Source organism: Paracoccus aerius (assembly GCF_014656455.1).
Lineage (GTDB): Bacteria > Pseudomonadota > Alphaproteobacteria > Rhodobacterales > Rhodobacteraceae > Paracoccus > Paracoccus aerius.
Genome location: NZ_BNCL01000011.1, coordinates 106,745 through 122,227 on the forward strand (window position 1 = coordinate 106,745; position 15,483 = coordinate 122,227).

Sequence of the window (15,483 nt, forward strand, 5' to 3'; positions counted from 1 at the left end):
TCCAGCACATGCCGCCCCTGCCCCATCCCGTTGCCGAAGCGCGACCCGTGGATGACGGCATGGCGGCATTTCGCATGTCCATGCCCCCGGTCATTGCCAAGCGGGCGGATTTCCTTGCGGCGTCCCGCGCGCTGCGGCAGGGAACGCCCGGCTTTCTGCTGCAGGCGCGCGACCGGGGCGACGGCCTGCCGTTCCGCGTGGGCTTCACCTGTTCCAAGAAGATCGGCAACGCGGTAATGCGCAACCGCGCCAAACGCCGGCTGCGCGAGGTGGCGCGGCTGCATCTGCCCCAAGGCGCGCGGCCCGGCTGGGACTATGTGCTGGTGGGCCGTCCCGATGCGACAACAAGCCGCGGCTTCGCCGACCTGTGCCGTGACCTGGGCGCTGCCCTGCGCAAGATCCACGGATGAGCCCGCTGGCCCATCTGCTGGCCCTGCCCGTCCGGGCCTATCGGCTGGTGGCCTCGCCCTGGGTTGGCCATGCCTGCCGCTTCCAGCCGACCTGTTCGGCCTATGCGCTTGATGCGCTGTCGCGGCACGGCGGCCTGCGCGGCGGCTGGCTGGCGGCGCGGCGGATCGGACGCTGCCATCCCTGGGGCGGCGCGGGCTATGATCCGGTGCCGGGGGCCGATCCCGATCACGAAAGGCGATCCGATGCTGGACGACACTGACGACCTGACCGAGATTCATCCGCTGTTCGCGGGCGCCCCCTCCTCGACCGAGTTCCGCAAGCTGCGCAAGCGGCTGGTGCGCGAAACCCGCGCCGCGATCGAGGATTACGGCATGATCCGGCCCGGCGACCGCTGGCTGGTGTGTCTCTCGGGCGGAAAGGACAGCTATACCCTGCTGGCCGTGCTGCACGAGTTGAAATGGCGCGGGCTGCTGCCGGTGGACCTGCTGGCCTGCAACCTGGACCAGGGCCAGCCGAACTTCCCGGCGACCGTTCTGCCCCGGTTCCTGACCGAACGGGGCGTTGCGCATCGGATCGAATACCAGGACACCTATTCCATCGTCACCGACAAGATCGCGCCCGGCGGCACGATGTGTTCGCTGTGCTCGCGCCTGCGCCGCGGCAACCTGTATCGCATCGCGCGAGAGGAGGGCTGTTCCGCCGTCGTGCTGGGCCATCACCGCGACGACATCCTGGAAACCTTCTTCATGAACCTGTTCCACGGCGGCAGGCTGGCCACCATGCCGCCCAAGCTGTTGAACGAGGACGGCGACCTGACCGTGCTGCGCCCCCTGGCCTATGTGGCCGAGGCCGATTGCGAACGGTTTTCGCGCGCGATGAACTATCCGATCATTCCCTGCGACCTCTGCGGCAGCCAGGAAGGGCTGCAGCGCGTGCAGGTGAAACGCCTGCTGGACGAATGGGAAACCCGCACGCCGGGCCGCCGCCAGGTGATGTTCCGGGCGCTGATGAACGTGCGCCCGTCGCATCTTCTTGACCCGAAGCTGTTCGACTTTGCCGCGCTGTTTCCAGGCGGCGCGGCGGCATCGCCCGACGACATCCCGCGCCTGCGAGAGGCGTGACGAACGCTGCGGTGGCTGGTCCCTTGGGCCAAATCCGCTTGACCTTTAAGCGCCCCTTCTGTTGAAGCGGCGCGACGGACGCGAGAAGGCTGGTAAGCGATGGAAGACAACAACCGCAATCTGATCCTGGCGACGGTCCTGTCGTTCCTGGTGATCCTGGTTTGGTACACGGTCTTTGCGCCCGAACCGCCCGTGCCCACGGAACAGCCGGTCGCGGTGGAAACCCAGGCCCAGGACGTGCCGCTGGCCAATCCGGAAAGCAGCACCCTGCCCGCCGACCTGGGCGCTGCGGCACCTGCCGCCCCGCAGGCCGGACGGGTCGAGATCCAGACGCCGTCGCTGTCGGGCTCGATCTCTTTGGCCGGTGGCCGCATCGACGACCTTCTGCTGACGAAATACCGTGAGACGCTGGACGAAGACTCGCCCAATGTCCGCCTGCTGTCGCCGTCCTCCGCGACGGCCACGGATGCCATCCAGACCGGCGCGTCCAAGCCCTATTACGCGGTCTATGGCTGGACCCCCGGCCCGGGCGTCGATCCGGCGCTTGTTCCCGGACCCTCGACCGTCTGGACGGTCGAGTCGGGTGACACCCTGGCCCCCGGCCAGCCGGTCACGCTGGCCTGGGACAACGGCGCGGGCCAGATCTTCCGCCGCACCTTCTCGGTGGATGAAAACTACCTGTTCACCGTCAGCCACGCGCTGCAGAACAATGGCGACGCCGCCTTCACCGCCGCGCCCTATGGCATCATCGCCCGCCACGGCCGCCCCGACACGCAGAACTTCTTCGTGCTGCACGAAGGCGCGGTGGGGATGTCCGACGGCACGCTGACGGAACTGAAATACGACAACATCGCCGAACTGGACCCGGTCGAACGCGAGGGCCGCGCCGAAGTGACGCAGGTCACGAACAACGGCTGGATCGGCTTCACCGACAAATACTGGATGACCACGCTGGCCCCGGCGCCGGGCCAGGCCTTCACCTCGGTCGTGAAATATGCCGAGGGCGCGGACATCTACCAGACCGAAGCCCGCTATCCGATGCAGACCGTCGAGCCGGGCACCCAGGTCAGCGCCGACAGCTATCTGTTTGCGGGGGCGAAGGTCTGGGAGACCATCAATGCCTATCAGGAAAATCCCGGCATCCAGGGCTTTGTCGACTCCATCGACTGGGGCTGGTTCTACTTCCTGACCAAGCCGATCTTCCGCCTGCTGCACTGGCTGCACGGCCTGATCGGCAACATGGGCTGGTCGATCATCGCCCTGACCTTCATCCTGAAGACGTTGGTCTTCCCGCTGGCGCGCAAGTCCTACATCTCGATGGCGAAGATGAAGGAACTGCAGCCCCAGATGGAGGCGCTGAAGGAGCGCACGGGCGACGACCGCATGAAGTTCCAGAAGGAGATGATGGAACTTTACAAGCGCGAGAAGGTGAACCCCGCTGCGGGCTGCCTTCCGGTGCTGCTGCAGATCCCGATCTTCTTCGCGCTCTACAAGGTGATCTTCGTCACCATCGAACTGCGCCACGCGCCCTGGATCGGCTGGATCCACGACCTTGCCGCGCCCGATCCCTCGTCGCTGCTGAACCTGTTCGGGCTGCTGCCCTTCGCGCCGCCCGCGCAAGGGACGCTGCTGCATTCGCTGTCGCTGCCGGCGCTGGCCATCGTCCTGGGCATCAGCATGTGGCTGCAACAGCGCCTGAACCCGACCCCGGCCGATCCGGCGCAGAAGATGATCTTCGCCTGGATGCCCTGGATCTTCATGTTCATGCTGGGCGGCTTCGCCTCGGGCCTGGTGCTCTACTGGATCACCAACAACCTGATCACGATCGCGCAGCAGTACACGATCATGTCGATGCACGGCCACCGGCCCGACCTGTTCGGCAACATCAAGTCCTCGATCCCCGCGCGTCCCAAGAAGGACAGCAAGTGACGGCGCGTCTGGCCCATATCCGCCGCCATCCGATCAAGTCGATCGGCGGAGAGGGGCTGGACCGCATAACCCTGACCGCCGCCCGCCGCCTGCCCGGTGACCGCGAATGGGCGGTCCTGACCGAGGCGGGCGAGCGCAACGCCCAGGCCAGCCAGACGGCGGGGCAGCCCGACCGGTGGCTGCCCAAGTCCTGCTTCGTGCGCGGCGTCCAGTCGCCGCAGGTCCAGGCCATCAGCGGCGGCTGGTCCGACGGCCGTCTGGTGCTGCGCCAACCGACCCAGGGCGATCTGGTCATCGACCCGGACAACGACGGCGACCGCCTTGTCGAATGGCTGCGCCCGCTTTGGCCCGCCAATGCTTCGGCGCCCACACGCCTTGTGCGTGGCGCGGCGATCTGGACCGACCAGAAATGGCCCTGGATCTCGATCCTGTCGCTGGCAAGCCTTGCCGATCTTGAAGCCCGCACCGGCCAGGCCCTGGGCCTGCACCGCTGGCGCGGCAATCTGTGGATCGACGGCTGGCAGCCTTGGGCCGAACGCGCGCTGATCGGCCAGGTCATCAGCATCGGCAGCGTGGAACTGCGCGTCACCCAGCATGTCGGCCGCTGCGCGGCGACAAGCGCCAATACCGACACCGGGGAAAACGACATCGACATGCTGGACAGCCTCGAACGCCTTTACGGCCATACCGACTTCGGCGTCTTTGCCGAGGTCGTGACCGGCGGCGACATCAGTCTGGGCGATGAGGTGACGGCATGAAGGTCGCCTTCCCCGTCGCCCCGGAACCCGAAGCGGATGTGGCCGAGGCCGCGCGCCTGCTGTTCGCCGGTCCCGTTGACTTCCTCAAGGGCGTGGTCGCAATGGACGGGTTGCCCCCCGCCGACCGACCCGAGGTCTGCTTCGCCGGCCGCAGCAATGCGGGCAAGTCCAGCCTGATCAACGCCCTGACCGGCCGCAAGGGCCTGGCCCGCGCCTCGAACACGCCGGGGCGGACGCAGGAAATCAACTACTTCACCTTGGGCGAACACAGCTATCTGGTCGACCTTCCGGGCTATGGCTTTGCCAAGGCGCCCGTCACCGTGGTCGCCAAGTGGCAGGCGCTGCTCAAGAACTATCTCGCCGGGCGTCCGACGCTGCGCCGCGCCTTCTGCCTGATCGATTCGCGCCACGGCGTGAAGCCCGTCGATCACGAGATCATGACCCTGCTGGACAAGTCCGCCGTCCCCTTCCAGGTCGTGCTGACCAAGGCCGACAAGCTGGGCCCGAACGCGATCAAGCCTGTCCTGGAACAGGTCGAGACGGAATTGCAGAAGCACCCGGCCGCCTTCCCGCAGATCGTCGTCACCTCGTCCGAAAAGGGCCAGGGCATCGCGACCCTGCGCGCGATCATCGCCGGGCTGGACTAAACGCATCTGGACTGAACCCGTCTGGACTGATCCGGCGATGCGTCCTAGGGTCCGCCCGTCGAAAAGGGGCCTTCAAGGATGAGAACGCAGAACATGAACCGCGACTGGACCGCCACCGCCAGAACCCTGTCCGAGGCCCTGCCCTATCTTCAACGCTACTCTGGCGCGGTTGTCGTCGTGAAGTTCGGCGGCAATGCCATGGGCGACGACCAGGCCATGGCCGAATTCGCCCGCGACATCGTGCTGATGAAGCAGGTCGGCATGAACCCGGTCGTCTGCCACGGCGGCGGCCCGATGATCAACGAACTGCTGGGCAAGCTGGGCATCGAAAGCACCTTCGTGCGCGGCAAGCGCGTGACCACCAAGGACACGGTGGACGTGGTCGAGATGGTCCTGTCGGGCCTGGTCAACAAGCGCATCGTCCAGGCCATCAACGACGCGGGCGGCCGCGCCGTGGGCATCAGCGGCAAGGACGACGACCTGATGGTTTGCGAGGCCGACGACCCCGAACTGGGCTTCGTCGGGCGCCCGGTCGAGATGAACGTCCAGATCATTCGCGACCTTTACAAGGCGGGCCTGATCCCGGTGATCGCACCCGTCGCCACTGGCATGGCCGACAACGAGACCTTCAACGTCAACGGCGACACCGCCGCGGGCGCCATCGCGGGCGCGCTGCGCGCCGACCGGCTGCTGCTGCTGACCGACGTCGCGGGCGTCAAGGACAAGACCGGCCAGGTCCTGACCCAGCTGCATCCCGACCAGGTGCGCGACATGATCGCCGACGGCACCATCGCGGGCGGCATGATCCCCAAGACAGAAACCGCGCTGAAGGCCCTGCAGGATGGCGTGCGCGCGGTGGTGATCCTGGACGGGCGCGTGCCCAATGCCACGCTGCTGGAACTGTTCACGGAACATGGCGCGGGCAGCCTGATCCGGTCCACCCCGCCCTCGACCCGGCCGCGCGGCCTGCGCCAGGGCGAGGCCTCGCTGTAAATCGACGGCCTGCCTTGCCGAACGCGCCGGGCCTGTGGCAGGCTGCGATCCGAACAGGCATGACACGGGGACAGATCGCATATGACACCGCTTGGACACCGACGGCTGATCCTGACCCGCCACGCGAAGTCCGCCTGGGACGATCCCGCACTGGCCGATCACGACCGGCCGCTGAATGATCGCGGTCGCCGGTCGGCCCTGGCGCTTGGCGACTGGATGGCCTCTCGCGGCTATGAACCCGAGGAGGTTCTGTGTTCCTCGGCCGCGCGCACGCAGGAAACCTGGACGACCATCGCCAGCGCGCCCTTGGAGGTCCGCCCCGTGGTCCGGATCGAGCCGGGCCTTTATCAGGCCGGCCCCGAAAAGATGCTGTCGATCCTGAAGACCGCCAGCCATCCCACGGTCATGATGCTGGGCCACAACCCAGGCATTTCGGAATTTGCGGCCCTTCTGCCCGCGCGACTGCCACTGGATCCCGATTTCCGCCGCTATCCGACCGGCGCGACGCTTGTCGTGGATTTCCAGATCGACAGTTGGTCACAGGTCGAACCCGGCCAGGGCAGCGTCATGGATTTCGTGCGCCTCGACGGACGGCACTGACACTTCATCTTGGCTCGAATATCCCACAGGGGTCCGGGGGACGTGAAGTCCCCCGGCCTTTCCTCTCAATGCCCCAGGATCTGGCTCAGGAACAGCTTGGTGCGTTCTGACTTGGGATTATTGAAGAACTCGCGCGGCTCGTTCTGCTCGACGATCTGGCCCTGGTCCATGAAGATCACCCGGTTCGCGACAGCCTGGGCAAAACCCATTTCGTGCGTAACGCAGATCATGGTCATCCCCTCCTCGGCCAGCTCGATCATGGTATCCAGGACCTCCTTGATCATCTCGGGGTCAAGGGCACTGGTCGGTTCGTCGAACAGCATGATCTTGGGCTGCATGCACAGTGACCGGGCAATGGCGACGCGCTGCTGCTGACCGCCCGACAATTGGCCGGGATACTTGCTGGCCTGTTCGGGGATCTTCACCTTTTCCAGGAAGCGCATGGCCGTTTCCTCGGCCTGGCGGCGCGGCACCTTGCGCACCCAGATCGGCGCAAGGGTGCAGTTCTCAAGCACCGTCAGATGCGGGAACAGGTTGAAGTGCTGGAACACCATGCCCACTTCGGACCGCACCTTGTCGATGTTCTTGATGTCGTTGGTCAGCTCGATCCCGTCCACGACGATATGCCCGGACTGGTGTTCCTCCAGCCGGTTGATGCAGCGGATCAGGGTGGACTTGCCAGACCCCGATGGCCCCGCGATCACGATCCGCTCGCCCCGGTGGACGGTCAGGTCGATGTCGCGCAGCACGTGAAAGCTGCCATACCACTTGTTCATGTTGCGGATGTCGATCGCGACCTCGTCGCTGACCTGCATGTGGCTGCGGTCGATGGGGCGGGTGATGGTGTCGCTCATGGCAGGGTCCTTACCTGTGGTCGCGGGCCAGCCGGCGCTCGAGATACATCGAATAGCGCGACATGCCGAAGCAGATCAGAAAGAAGATGAAGCCGACGAAGATATAGGGCTCCCAGTAGATGCCCTTCCAGGACGTGCTGGCCCGCACGGCGTCCGACATGGATTTCAATGGATCGTAAAGGCCGACGAAGGTCACAAGCGTCGTGTCCTTGAACATGCCGATGAAGGTGGACACGATGCCGGGGATCGAAATCTTCAGCGCCTGCGGCAGCACGATCAGCCGCTGCGCCTTCCAGTAATCCAGGCCAAGCGCATCGGCGGCCTCGTACTGCCCCTTGGGAAGTGCGGCCAGACCGCCCCGGATCACCTCGGCCATGTAGGCGGCCGAGAACAAGGTGACCATGATGATGACGCGCAGGATGATGTCGAAGTTGGTGCCCGGCGGCAGGAAATAATTCAGCAGCAGCGATGCCACGAACAGCAGCGCGATCAGCGGCACGCCCCGGATGAACTCGATGAAGATCACCGCCAGCGACTTCACCAGGAACATGTCCGACCGCCGCGCCAGGGCCAGGACGATCCCCAGCGGCAGCGACAGCGCGATCCCGGCGATGCCGATGGTGATCGACAGCAGGAAGCCACCGAAGCGGTCCGAGGCGACAGCCGGGATGGACAGCGACAGGATGCCCTCGGCATCGCGCGCGGCCTCGCCCGCGTAACCGATCCACCACAGCAGGGGGATGACCAGGGCCGCGATGATGGCCACAAGGCTCGAGACAGGATGCAGCACCCGCCAGGCGATCCAGCCCAGGACTGGCCCAACCAGCACCATGATCGGCCCCCAGGCCGAGCCACCCCACAGGAACCAGACCCCCATCAGCGGGTAAAGGATCGAGAAGACCAGCAGCAGGGACACCTGCCGTTCCGAGATCACCAGCCCGCCGATCAGCACCACGGCGGCAAAGACCAGCCAGGCTGCCGGTGCGCCAAGCGCGACCATCAGCCCCAGCGTCAGCACCGTCGTCGTGCCCAGCACGATCCGGCGGATGCCTGGCGCTTCCGAGAACAGGACCGGCGCCAGGGCCAGGAACAGCAGGCCAAAGGCCATGGTCGGGCGCCAATACAGCTCTGACGGGTAGAACCCGTAGGTATACTGGTTCCAGCGTTCGCGGATGACGGCCCAGCAGGCGCCGCGCGCGCCCTCGCCCCAACGCTCGGCGATGATCTGGCGGCATTCGGACAGGCTGCCCGCGTTCCAGACCGAATGGGCGAACCAATCCCAGAAATGGCTGACCAGAAACCAGACGACCAGGACGCCCAGGATGGTCAGGACCGTGTTGACCGGGCCCGAGAACAGGTTTTCGCGCAGCCAGCGGACCGCACCCGCCTCGCGGATCGGAGGCTCGGCTGCGGGAAGCATGGTGTCGCGGACGAAGGGGACGGTCTGGGCATGTGTGTCGCTCATCTCACCGCTCCTTCAGCTTCACGCGGGAATTGAAGACGTTCATCCCGGCCGAGATGATCAGGCTGAGGACCAGATAGACCCCCATCATCAGCACGATGGATTCCAGTTCCCGCCCCGTCTGGTTCAGCGTCGTGCCGCCCAGCGTGCCCTTGATGTCCATGTAGCCCACGGCGATCGCCAAGGAACTGTTCTTCATCAGGTTCAGGTATTGCGAGATCAGCGGCGGGATGATGACCCGCAGCGCCTGCGGCAGGATAACCAGGTTCATCGTGCGGCCCGGGCGCAGGCCAAGGGCAAAGGCTGCCTCGCTTTGCCCGCGGCTGACGGCCAGGATGCCCGCGCGCACGATTTCGGCGATAAAGGCCCCGGTGTAAAGCGTCAGGGCCAGCCACAGCGCGACAAGCCCGTTCTGCACGTTCAGCCCGCCTGCGAAGTTGAAGCCGCGCAATTCGGGTGCTTCGAAATGCAGGCCGAAGAACCAGATCAGCAGCAGGGACGGAACGGTCATCACGGCCAGGCTCATCCACCAGGTCGTGGGGCGGCTGCCGGTCTGGTCCTGCACCCGCTGCGCCCAGGCGCCGATCATGCGGCGCACGAACCATCCGCCGATCAGGACCAGGACAAAGGCGATGGTGGCCCAGTTGAAGGTGATCCGGGCGCCCAGATCCAGGCTGCCCGGATCGTTGGTCATGGCCAGCGTCGGGATCGCGGTATAGCGGTTGGTCAGGGCCACATGGTCGAACAGGATCATGCTGGCCGCCGGGTCATCGCCCCGGAAGGCATTGGGCGGTGGCATGATCTCGGTGAAGACGGCAAAGACGATCAGGATCCACAACAGCAGGGGCACGTTGCGGAAAGCCTCGACATAGACGGTCATCAGCCGGGCGATCAGCCAGTTGTTCGACAGCCGCGCCACGCCCGCGATGATGCCCACGAAGGTCGCCGCGATGCAGCCCAGGATCGACACGATCAGCGTGTTCAGCAGACCCACCACGGCGGCGCGGAAATGCGTGTCGTCCGAGGTATAGGGGATCGGCGTCTGCGGGATGTCATAGCCCGCGCGCTGCCACAGGAAGCCGAAGTTGAAGTCCTTGCCCAGCGCCGCAAGGTTGCGGATCGTGTTGTTGACCAGCCACCAGGCCAAGGCCATGACCAGGATGAAGACGATCACCTGGAAGGTCATCGACCGATAACGCCGATCATAGATCAGCATACTGGGCCGGAACGGCGGGTTCGCCGGCGCGGACATGTCCGTCATTCAATCTTACCCCTGTAGCCGGTCCTGCCTTTTGTGGCTGCGTTTGCCGCGACCGGTCTTTTGTGATGGTGCGAAAGGGGCGCGATTGCGCCCCCTTCGGTCGTCCTCAGCCCTTAGCGGAAGGGCATCGCATACATCAACCCGCCTTGGGTCCATTGTGCGTTCAGGCCGCGGGCCAGACCGATCGGGGTCTGCTCGCCGATATTGGCCGCGAAGATCTCGCCATAGTTGCCGCTGGCCAGGATGGCGCGCTTGGCCCAGTCCTTGTCCAGGCCAATCATCGCACCCAAGTCGTCCGTCACCCCCAGAAGGCGCTGAACCTCGGGGTTCTGCGAGGACTTCGACAGCTCCTCGATGTTCTTCGAGGTGATGCCGTATTCCTCGGCCGCAATCAGGGCGTAAAGCGTCCAGCGGGCGACGTCACCCCAGTTGCTGTCGCCGTGGCGCACGGCCGGCCCAAGCGGTTCCTTCGAGATGATCTCGGGCAGGATGATGTGGTTTTCCGGGTCGGCGAAGGCCGCGCGGGTCGCCGCCAGGCCCGAGGCGTCGGTCGTATAGGCGTCGCAGGCGCCCGCCATGTACTGCTGCTCGCCCTCGGCATTGCTGTCGATGTTGACGGGCTGGTAGGCCATGTTGTTGGCCTTGAAGTAGTCGGCCAGGTTCAGTTCGGTCGTGGTCCCGGTCTGGATGCAGATGGTCGCGCCGTCCAGTTCCTTGGCCGAGGTCACGCCCAGGTCCTTGCGCACCATGAAGCCCTGGCCGTCGTAATAGTTGACCCCCACGAAATCCAGCTTCAGGTCGGTGTCGCGCGAAAAGGTCCAGGTCGAGTTCCGCGCCAAGATGTCCACCTCGCCCGAGGACAGGGCGGTGAAGCGCGTCTGGCCGGTCGTGGGCACGTATTTCACCTTGGACGGATCGCCCAGCACGGCAGCGGCGACGGCCTTGCAGATGTCCACGTCGAAGCCGGTCCAGTTGCCGTTCGCATCCGGTGCGGCAAAACCGACAAGGCCGGTGTTCACGCCACAGTTCAATTCACCGCGCGCCTTAACATCGGCCAGCGTGTCGGCCATGCCCGCCCCGGCCATCAGCGTGGCGGCGGCGACAGTGCCCAGGAATACGGAAGTCTTCATTTCTACCCCTTTGTTGGATGCCGCCCCAGCCGGACCAGGGCGACGCCCGGACCTTTGCGGCCGGGCTTTTCTGCGAAAGCCCCCGGCAGGGGGGCGTCCCATAGGCAACATAGTGCCGATCCTTCCCGACGCGTCAAGCGTGACGCCCACGAAGCGGGCACATTCAACTGAGGCGCGACAGCCTCCACAGCCGTTCGGCGTTCAGCATCGCGGTCCTGCGGCTTTCCGCGGCAGCTTGTGCTTCCTCGTCCTGGCCCCAGCGTTCGATCTGGAAATCCTCGTCGATCCGCGACAGGCGGAAAGCCTCGGTCGCGTCGATGCGGCCCCGGACGACGGCAAGCCCAAGAATCAGGGATCCGGGCAGCGTCACAAGATCGTGCAAAGCCGTCAGGCCAAGGGGATCGAGATCGTCCAGATGCCTGCGCAGGCAGGCCAGCACCTGGGGATCCTGCGCGATGGGGATCACGCCATGCGTGATGCGCAGGGGCGCGCGCAGATCCCTGGCCGCCCAGTCCACCAGCGGATCCCATGCCTCGGCCTGGCGGCGGACCAGTTCGGCCGGCTGGTCGGCGCGATAGGACAGAAGATCGGTGCCTCCGTATTCGGCAAGCATGTCCGCTACGGCGGCAAATTGCGGCGTGACCTTCTCGATCGCGGAATTGGCCGCGCGGGTCAGGGGCATCGAGTTGGGATCGATGACATCCTGCTGCGCATCCCATTCCTGCGCAACGGCCCGGGCCAGCCCCTCGACCGGCAGGACAAGCGGCTGCTTGCCGGGGGTTCGCAAGGGCCGGTCGTCCAGAAAGATCTCGAAGCCGGTCTCGACCGGCCTGACCTGCGCCGTCTTCCAGAAACGCCGCGCCTTCCATTCGCTCATGCCGCCCACCGTTCTATTGCCTGTGCCAGTTCCGTGAAATCGCCCGCCACATGGGCCGCGCCCGACGCCTGCAGGCGTTCCACCGGGTGATAACCCCAGGCGACGCCAAAGGCTGCAATGCCCGCCGCCCCCGCCATGTCCATGTCAAAGCTGGTGTCGCCGATCATCACCGCATCCGACGGTGCAACGCCCGCCTCCTCCATCGCCGCCAGCAGCATCGAAGGATGCGGCTTCGACGGGTGGTCATCCGCAGTCTGCAGGCTGACAAAGCGCCCTTCCAGCCCATGCGCGGCGATCATCGCCCCAAGGCCGCGCCGCGACTTGCCGGTCGCCACGGCCAGCAGCATGTCGTCGCGCCCGCCCAGCAGGTCAAGGCAGGCCATCGCGCCGTCGTACAGCGGCGCCGCCCGGACCAGCCGCGCCTGCATGAAGGCCTGGCGATAGGCCGCAACGATCCGCGCCTGGGTTGCGCCGTCCTGCCCCGGCGCCAGATGCGCAACCGCGACCGGCAGCGACAGGCCGACGATCTCCAGCACCTCGGCCCGCGGCAAGGGCGCCAGGCCTGCGGCGCGGAACGCCTGGGCCATGGCGTGGTGGATATGGTCCTGGCTGTCGATCAGGGTGCCGTCGACATCGAAGACGACCAGCTTCATTCGTCGTCCGCGAAGGGATCGTCGGGCACGTCGTTCTCGTGCCAGCCCAGCGTCTTCCAGGTCCGGGCCATGTGGTCGGGCAAGGGCGCGGTCAGGGTGATGCGCTTCTTGGTGATCGGGTGGTCGAAGCTGATGTTGCGGGCGTGGAGATGCAGCTTCTTGCTGATCTCTCCACCCAGTTGGGCGCCCCAGCCGTCGCCCAGGTTTTCCTGGCCCGACCCGCCATACTTGCCGTCGCCGACGATCGGATGGCCCAGTTCCGCCATATGCGCGCGCAGCTGGTGGGTGCGCCCGGTGACCGGCACAAGCGCGCACCAGCTGGTCCGGGTGCCAAGCGCGTCCAGCACGGCATAATCGGTGGTGGCGCGCTTGGCGCCCTCGGTCGAGTCGATGTCGCGGGGGTGGACGGCGATCATCTTTTCGTTGTCGCCACGCCCGCCGCCGCCCTTGACCAGGCCAAACCGGATCGTGCCCATGCGCGGATGCGGGACACCAGCCACGGCAGCCCAGTAGATCTTGCGCGTGGTCCGCGACCGGAACGCCTCGGACAGGGCGCGTGCGACCCGATCCGTGCGCGCCAGCAGCAGCACGCCCGACGTGTCCTTGTCCAGCCGATGCACCAGCTTCGGCCGGTCCTTGAAGCCGAACATCAACGCGGTCGTCAGCCCGTCCACATGCCGGTCCCCCTGCCCGCTGCCACCCTGGGAGGGCAGGCCCGGCGGCTTGTTCAGGGCGATGATATGTTCGTCCTTCCACAGAACCGCGGCCTGGATCATCTGCGCGTCCGTGTCCGTCACGCGCGGCCCCAGCGGACGTTCCTTCGCGCGCTGTTGGGCGGGCTGCGCATCGGGCAGCGGGGGAATCCGAACCTCCTGCCCCGTCTCGACGCGCGTGGCAGGCTTGACGCGCCCGCCGTCCACGCGGATCTGGCCGGTGCGGCACAGCTTCTCGATGGTGATCTGGCCCAGATGGGGAAACTTCTTCTTCAGCCAGCGGTCCAGGCGCTGCTCGCCCTCGTCCCCGCCGACGCGGATGGTTTGAACGGCACTCATGCCCATATTCCTCGTCCCAAGGCCAGCCCCGCCACGACGGCGGCCAGCGACAACAGGACCGAAGCCCCGACATAAGCAAACGCCCCCGCGCCCTGCCCCCGTTCCCACAGCGTCACCACATCCAGCGAGAACGCCGAGAAGGTCGTGAAGCCACCCAGAACGCCCGTCAGCAACAGCGGCGCCCAGCCATTGCCAAAGCGATGCGCAAAGGCTGCGGCCAGAAGCCCCATCGCGAAACTGCCCAACACGTTGACCAGCAGCGTGGCCTGCCAGGCAAGCGGCATCAGCCGGTAAAGCGCAAAGCGGCAGGTGGCCCCGATGGCCCCGCCAATGGCGACTTGCAGAAAGGGGTTCATGGCGCGTCTCTGTGGCCCCGCGCGGGCAAAGTCAACTGCCGCGCTTCAGCCGCTGGGATACGAACCAGTCCAGCCGCTTCTTCAGTTCCCGTTCGAACCCCCGCTCGACCGGGACATAAAGAACGGGGCGCTTCATCCCGTCGGGGAAATAGTTCTGGCCGGAAAAGCCGTCCTCGGCATCGTGGTCATAGGCATAGCCCGCGCCATAGCCCTGGTCCTTCATCATCTGCGTGGGGGCATTCAGGATACGGGCGGGCGGCATCAGGCTGCCGGTGCGCCGCGCTTCGGCCCGCGCAGCCTTGTAGGCGACATAGCCCGCGTTCGATTTCGGTGCGAGCGCAAGATAGATCACCGCCTGCGCCAGGGCCAGCTCGCCCTCGGGCGAACCCAACCGTTCATAAAGCGCCCAGGCATCCAGGCAGTGGCGCTGCGCGGCCGGGTCGGCCAGGCCGATATCCTCGACCGCCATGCGGGTGATGCGGCGGGCGAGATATCGGGGATCCTCGCCCCCCTCCAGCATCCGCGACAGCCAGTACAGCGCCGCGTCGGGGTCGCTGCCGCGCACCGATTTGTGCAGGGCCGAGATCAGGTTGTAATGTTCATCCCCCGACTTGTCGTATTTGGCGGCCCGGCGCATCAGCCGCTGGGCCATCGCCGGCTGGTCGATGGGCTTGTCGGTCTTCCAGGCCGCCACCTGCTCGATCAGGTTCAGCGCGGCGCGGCCGTCGCCGTCGGCCATCTCCAGCAGAGCCTCGCGTGCTTCGGCGGTCAGGGGCAGCTTGCTGCCCAGTTCTCGTTCGGCGCGCTGCGCCAGCAGTTCCAGGTCGCGCAAGGACAGGCGTTCCAGAACGATCACCTGCGCCCGCGACATCAGCGCGGCGTTCAGTTCGAAGGACGGGTTCTCGGTCGTCGCACCGACCAGAAGGATCGTCCCGTCCTCCATGTAGGGCAGGAAGCTGTCCTGCTGCGCCTTGTTGAAGCGGTGGATCTCGTCCACGAACAGCAGCGTGCCCCGCCCCTGCTGGCGGCGCAGTTTTGCGGTTTCGAAAACCTTGCGCAGTTCCGGCACGCCGGAAAAGATGGCGCTGATCTGCACGAAGGCCAGGTCCGTCTCGGCAGCCAGAAGCCGCGCGATGGTGGTCTTGCCGACGCCGGGCGGCCCCCACAGGATCAGCGAGGACAGGCTGCGGGATGCCAGCATGGATCCCAGCGGCCCGTCGGGGCCGAGCACCTTTCCCTGGCCGATCACATCGCCCATGCGCACGGGGCGGATGCGGTCGGCCAGGGGTCGCACCGCCGGGGAGGACGGTGGATCGGAACGGGTGCTGGCGTCGAACAGGTCGGGCATGATGCCATCATTGTAGGACGGGCTGAAGGCT

Annotated in this window: 17 protein-coding genes; 8 read left to right on the plus strand and 9 right to left on the minus strand. The window is 66.1% G+C overall.

The window, feature by feature from the left end; all coding sequences use genetic code 11:
• Positions 1–8 precede the first annotated feature (8 nt).
• The 8 genes from rnpA to IE224_RS13585 all read left to right on the plus strand — a co-directional run bounded on the left by rnpA (position 9) and on the right by IE224_RS13585 (position 6,459).
• Positions 9–410: a ribonuclease P protein component gene (gene rnpA, locus IE224_RS13550; RefSeq protein WP_370528915.1), complete on the plus strand. Its 402-nt coding sequence runs from the start codon at positions 9–11 to the stop codon at positions 408–410.
• Positions 407–670, plus strand: a complete 264-nt coding sequence (yidD, locus tag IE224_RS13555; protein WP_191311087.1) for a membrane protein insertion efficiency factor YidD — start codon at positions 407–409, stop codon at positions 668–670. Before rnpA ends, yidD begins: the two co-directional genes overlap by 4 nt.
• Complete coding sequence (gene ttcA / locus IE224_RS13560; protein ID WP_191311089.1) at positions 654–1,532, plus strand: tRNA 2-thiocytidine(32) synthetase TtcA; 879 nt, start codon at positions 654–656, stop codon at positions 1,530–1,532. The genes yidD and ttcA overlap by 17 nt, the downstream gene beginning before the upstream one ends.
• Before the next feature lie 99 nt (positions 1,533–1,631).
• Positions 1,632–3,461, plus strand: coding sequence for a membrane protein insertase YidC (gene yidC / locus IE224_RS13565; protein WP_191311091.1), 1,830 nt, complete (start codon positions 1,632–1,634; stop codon positions 3,459–3,461).
• Entirely contained in the window at positions 3,458–4,219 is a 762-nt protein-coding gene (locus IE224_RS13570) for an MOSC domain-containing protein (protein ID WP_191311093.1), read from the plus strand. Before yidC ends, IE224_RS13570 begins: the two co-directional genes overlap by 4 nt.
• Positions 4,216–4,866, plus strand: coding sequence for a ribosome biogenesis GTP-binding protein YihA/YsxC (gene yihA / locus IE224_RS13575; RefSeq protein ID WP_191311095.1), 651 nt, complete (start codon positions 4,216–4,218; stop codon positions 4,864–4,866). The genes IE224_RS13570 and yihA overlap by 4 nt, the downstream gene beginning before the upstream one ends.
• Before the next feature lie 93 nt (positions 4,867–4,959).
• The gene (argB, locus tag IE224_RS13580; RefSeq protein WP_167623481.1) at positions 4,960–5,859 is read left to right on the plus strand and encodes an acetylglutamate kinase; all 900 of its coding nucleotides are present in this window, start codon (positions 4,960–4,962) and stop codon (positions 5,857–5,859) included.
• Positions 5,860–5,940: 81 nt separating this feature from the next.
• Positions 5,941–6,459 carry a SixA phosphatase family protein gene (locus IE224_RS13585; RefSeq protein WP_167622703.1) on the plus strand — a complete coding sequence of 173 codons (519 nt, stop codon included), beginning with the start codon at positions 5,941–5,943 and terminating at the stop codon, positions 6,457–6,459.
• Positions 6,460–6,524: 65 nt separating this feature from the next.
• Here IE224_RS13585 and IE224_RS13590 read toward each other — a convergent pair whose 3' ends face one another.
• The 9 genes from IE224_RS13590 to IE224_RS13630 all read right to left on the minus strand — a co-directional run bounded on the left by IE224_RS13590 (position 6,525) and on the right by IE224_RS13630 (position 15,452).
• Positions 6,525–7,313 carry an amino acid ABC transporter ATP-binding protein gene (locus tag IE224_RS13590; protein ID WP_167622704.1) on the minus strand — a complete coding sequence of 263 codons (789 nt, stop codon included), beginning with the start codon at positions 7,311–7,313 and terminating at the stop codon, positions 6,525–6,527.
• Positions 7,314–7,323: 10 nt separating this feature from the next.
• Positions 7,324–8,778: an amino acid ABC transporter permease gene (locus tag IE224_RS13595; RefSeq protein WP_191311096.1), complete on the minus strand. Its 1,455-nt coding sequence runs from the start codon at positions 8,776–8,778 to the stop codon at positions 7,324–7,326.
• A gap of 1 nt (position 8,779) precedes the next feature.
• Positions 8,780–10,036 (minus strand): amino acid ABC transporter permease, encoded by a 1,257-nt coding sequence (locus IE224_RS13600; protein ID WP_191311099.1) that lies wholly within the window; start codon positions 10,034–10,036, stop codon positions 8,780–8,782.
• A gap of 113 nt (positions 10,037–10,149) precedes the next feature.
• Positions 10,150–11,166 (minus strand): amino acid ABC transporter substrate-binding protein, encoded by a 1,017-nt coding sequence (locus tag IE224_RS13605; RefSeq protein ID WP_191311100.1) that lies wholly within the window; start codon positions 11,164–11,166, stop codon positions 10,150–10,152.
• Between the two features lie 163 nt (positions 11,167–11,329).
• Complete coding sequence (locus tag IE224_RS13610; protein WP_191311102.1) at positions 11,330–12,043, minus strand: ATP12 family chaperone protein; 714 nt, start codon at positions 12,041–12,043, stop codon at positions 11,330–11,332.
• On the minus strand, positions 12,040–12,696 hold the full coding sequence (locus tag IE224_RS13615) for an HAD-IA family hydrolase (protein ID WP_191311104.1): 657 nt from the start codon (positions 12,694–12,696) through the stop codon (positions 12,040–12,042). The genes IE224_RS13610 and IE224_RS13615 overlap by 4 nt, the downstream gene beginning before the upstream one ends.
• Positions 12,693–13,748, minus strand: coding sequence for an RluA family pseudouridine synthase (locus IE224_RS13620; protein WP_191311106.1), 1,056 nt, complete (start codon positions 13,746–13,748; stop codon positions 12,693–12,695). Before IE224_RS13620 ends, IE224_RS13615 begins: the two co-directional genes overlap by 4 nt.
• Positions 13,745–14,104, minus strand: coding sequence for a fluoride efflux transporter FluC (locus tag IE224_RS13625; RefSeq protein ID WP_191311108.1), 360 nt, complete (start codon positions 14,102–14,104; stop codon positions 13,745–13,747). Before IE224_RS13625 ends, IE224_RS13620 begins: the two co-directional genes overlap by 4 nt.
• A gap of 31 nt (positions 14,105–14,135) precedes the next feature.
• Positions 14,136–15,452, minus strand: coding sequence for a replication-associated recombination protein A (locus IE224_RS13630; RefSeq protein ID WP_191311110.1), 1,317 nt, complete (start codon positions 15,450–15,452; stop codon positions 14,136–14,138).
• Positions 15,453–15,483: the final 31 nt, after the last annotated feature.

Excerpts from the sequence above, each read along its gene's own strand:
- IE224_RS13615 (WP_191311104.1), bottom strand. The coding sequence starts at position 12,696 with ATGAAGCTGGTCGTCTTCGATGTCGACGGCACCCTGATCGACAGCCAG.
- IE224_RS13625 (WP_191311108.1), bottom strand. The coding sequence starts at position 14,104 with ATGAACCCCTTTCTGCAAGTCGCCATTGGCGGGGCCATCGGGGCCACC.
- IE224_RS13630 (WP_191311110.1), bottom strand. The coding sequence starts at position 15,452 with ATGCCCGACCTGTTCGACGCCAGCACCCGTTCCGATCCACCGTCCTCC.
- IE224_RS13595 (WP_191311096.1), bottom strand. The coding sequence starts at position 8,778 with ATGAGCGACACACATGCCCAGACCGTCCCCTTCGTCCGCGACACCATG.
- rnpA (WP_370528915.1), top strand. The coding sequence starts at position 9 with ATGCCGCCCCTGCCCCATCCCGTTGCCGAAGCGCGACCCGTGGATGAC.
- IE224_RS13600 (WP_191311099.1), bottom strand. The coding sequence starts at position 10,036 with ATGACGGACATGTCCGCGCCGGCGAACCCGCCGTTCCGGCCCAGTATG.
- argB (WP_167623481.1), top strand. The coding sequence starts at position 4,960 with ATGAACCGCGACTGGACCGCCACCGCCAGAACCCTGTCCGAGGCCCTG.
- yidC (WP_191311091.1), top strand. The coding sequence starts at position 1,632 with ATGGAAGACAACAACCGCAATCTGATCCTGGCGACGGTCCTGTCGTTC.
- yidD (WP_191311087.1), top strand. The coding sequence starts at position 407 with ATGAGCCCGCTGGCCCATCTGCTGGCCCTGCCCGTCCGGGCCTATCGG.
- IE224_RS13620 (WP_191311106.1), bottom strand. The coding sequence starts at position 13,748 with ATGAGTGCCGTTCAAACCATCCGCGTCGGCGGGGACGAGGGCGAGCAG.
- ttcA (WP_191311089.1), top strand. The coding sequence starts at position 654 with ATGCTGGACGACACTGACGACCTGACCGAGATTCATCCGCTGTTCGCG.
- IE224_RS13585 (WP_167622703.1), top strand. The coding sequence starts at position 5,941 with ATGACACCGCTTGGACACCGACGGCTGATCCTGACCCGCCACGCGAAG.
- yihA (WP_191311095.1), top strand. The coding sequence starts at position 4,216 with ATGAAGGTCGCCTTCCCCGTCGCCCCGGAACCCGAAGCGGATGTGGCC.
- IE224_RS13610 (WP_191311102.1), bottom strand. The coding sequence starts at position 12,043 with ATGAGCGAATGGAAGGCGCGGCGTTTCTGGAAGACGGCGCAGGTCAGG.
- IE224_RS13590 (WP_167622704.1), bottom strand. The coding sequence starts at position 7,313 with ATGAGCGACACCATCACCCGCCCCATCGACCGCAGCCACATGCAGGTC.
- IE224_RS13605 (WP_191311100.1), bottom strand. The coding sequence starts at position 11,166 with ATGAAGACTTCCGTATTCCTGGGCACTGTCGCCGCCGCCACGCTGATG.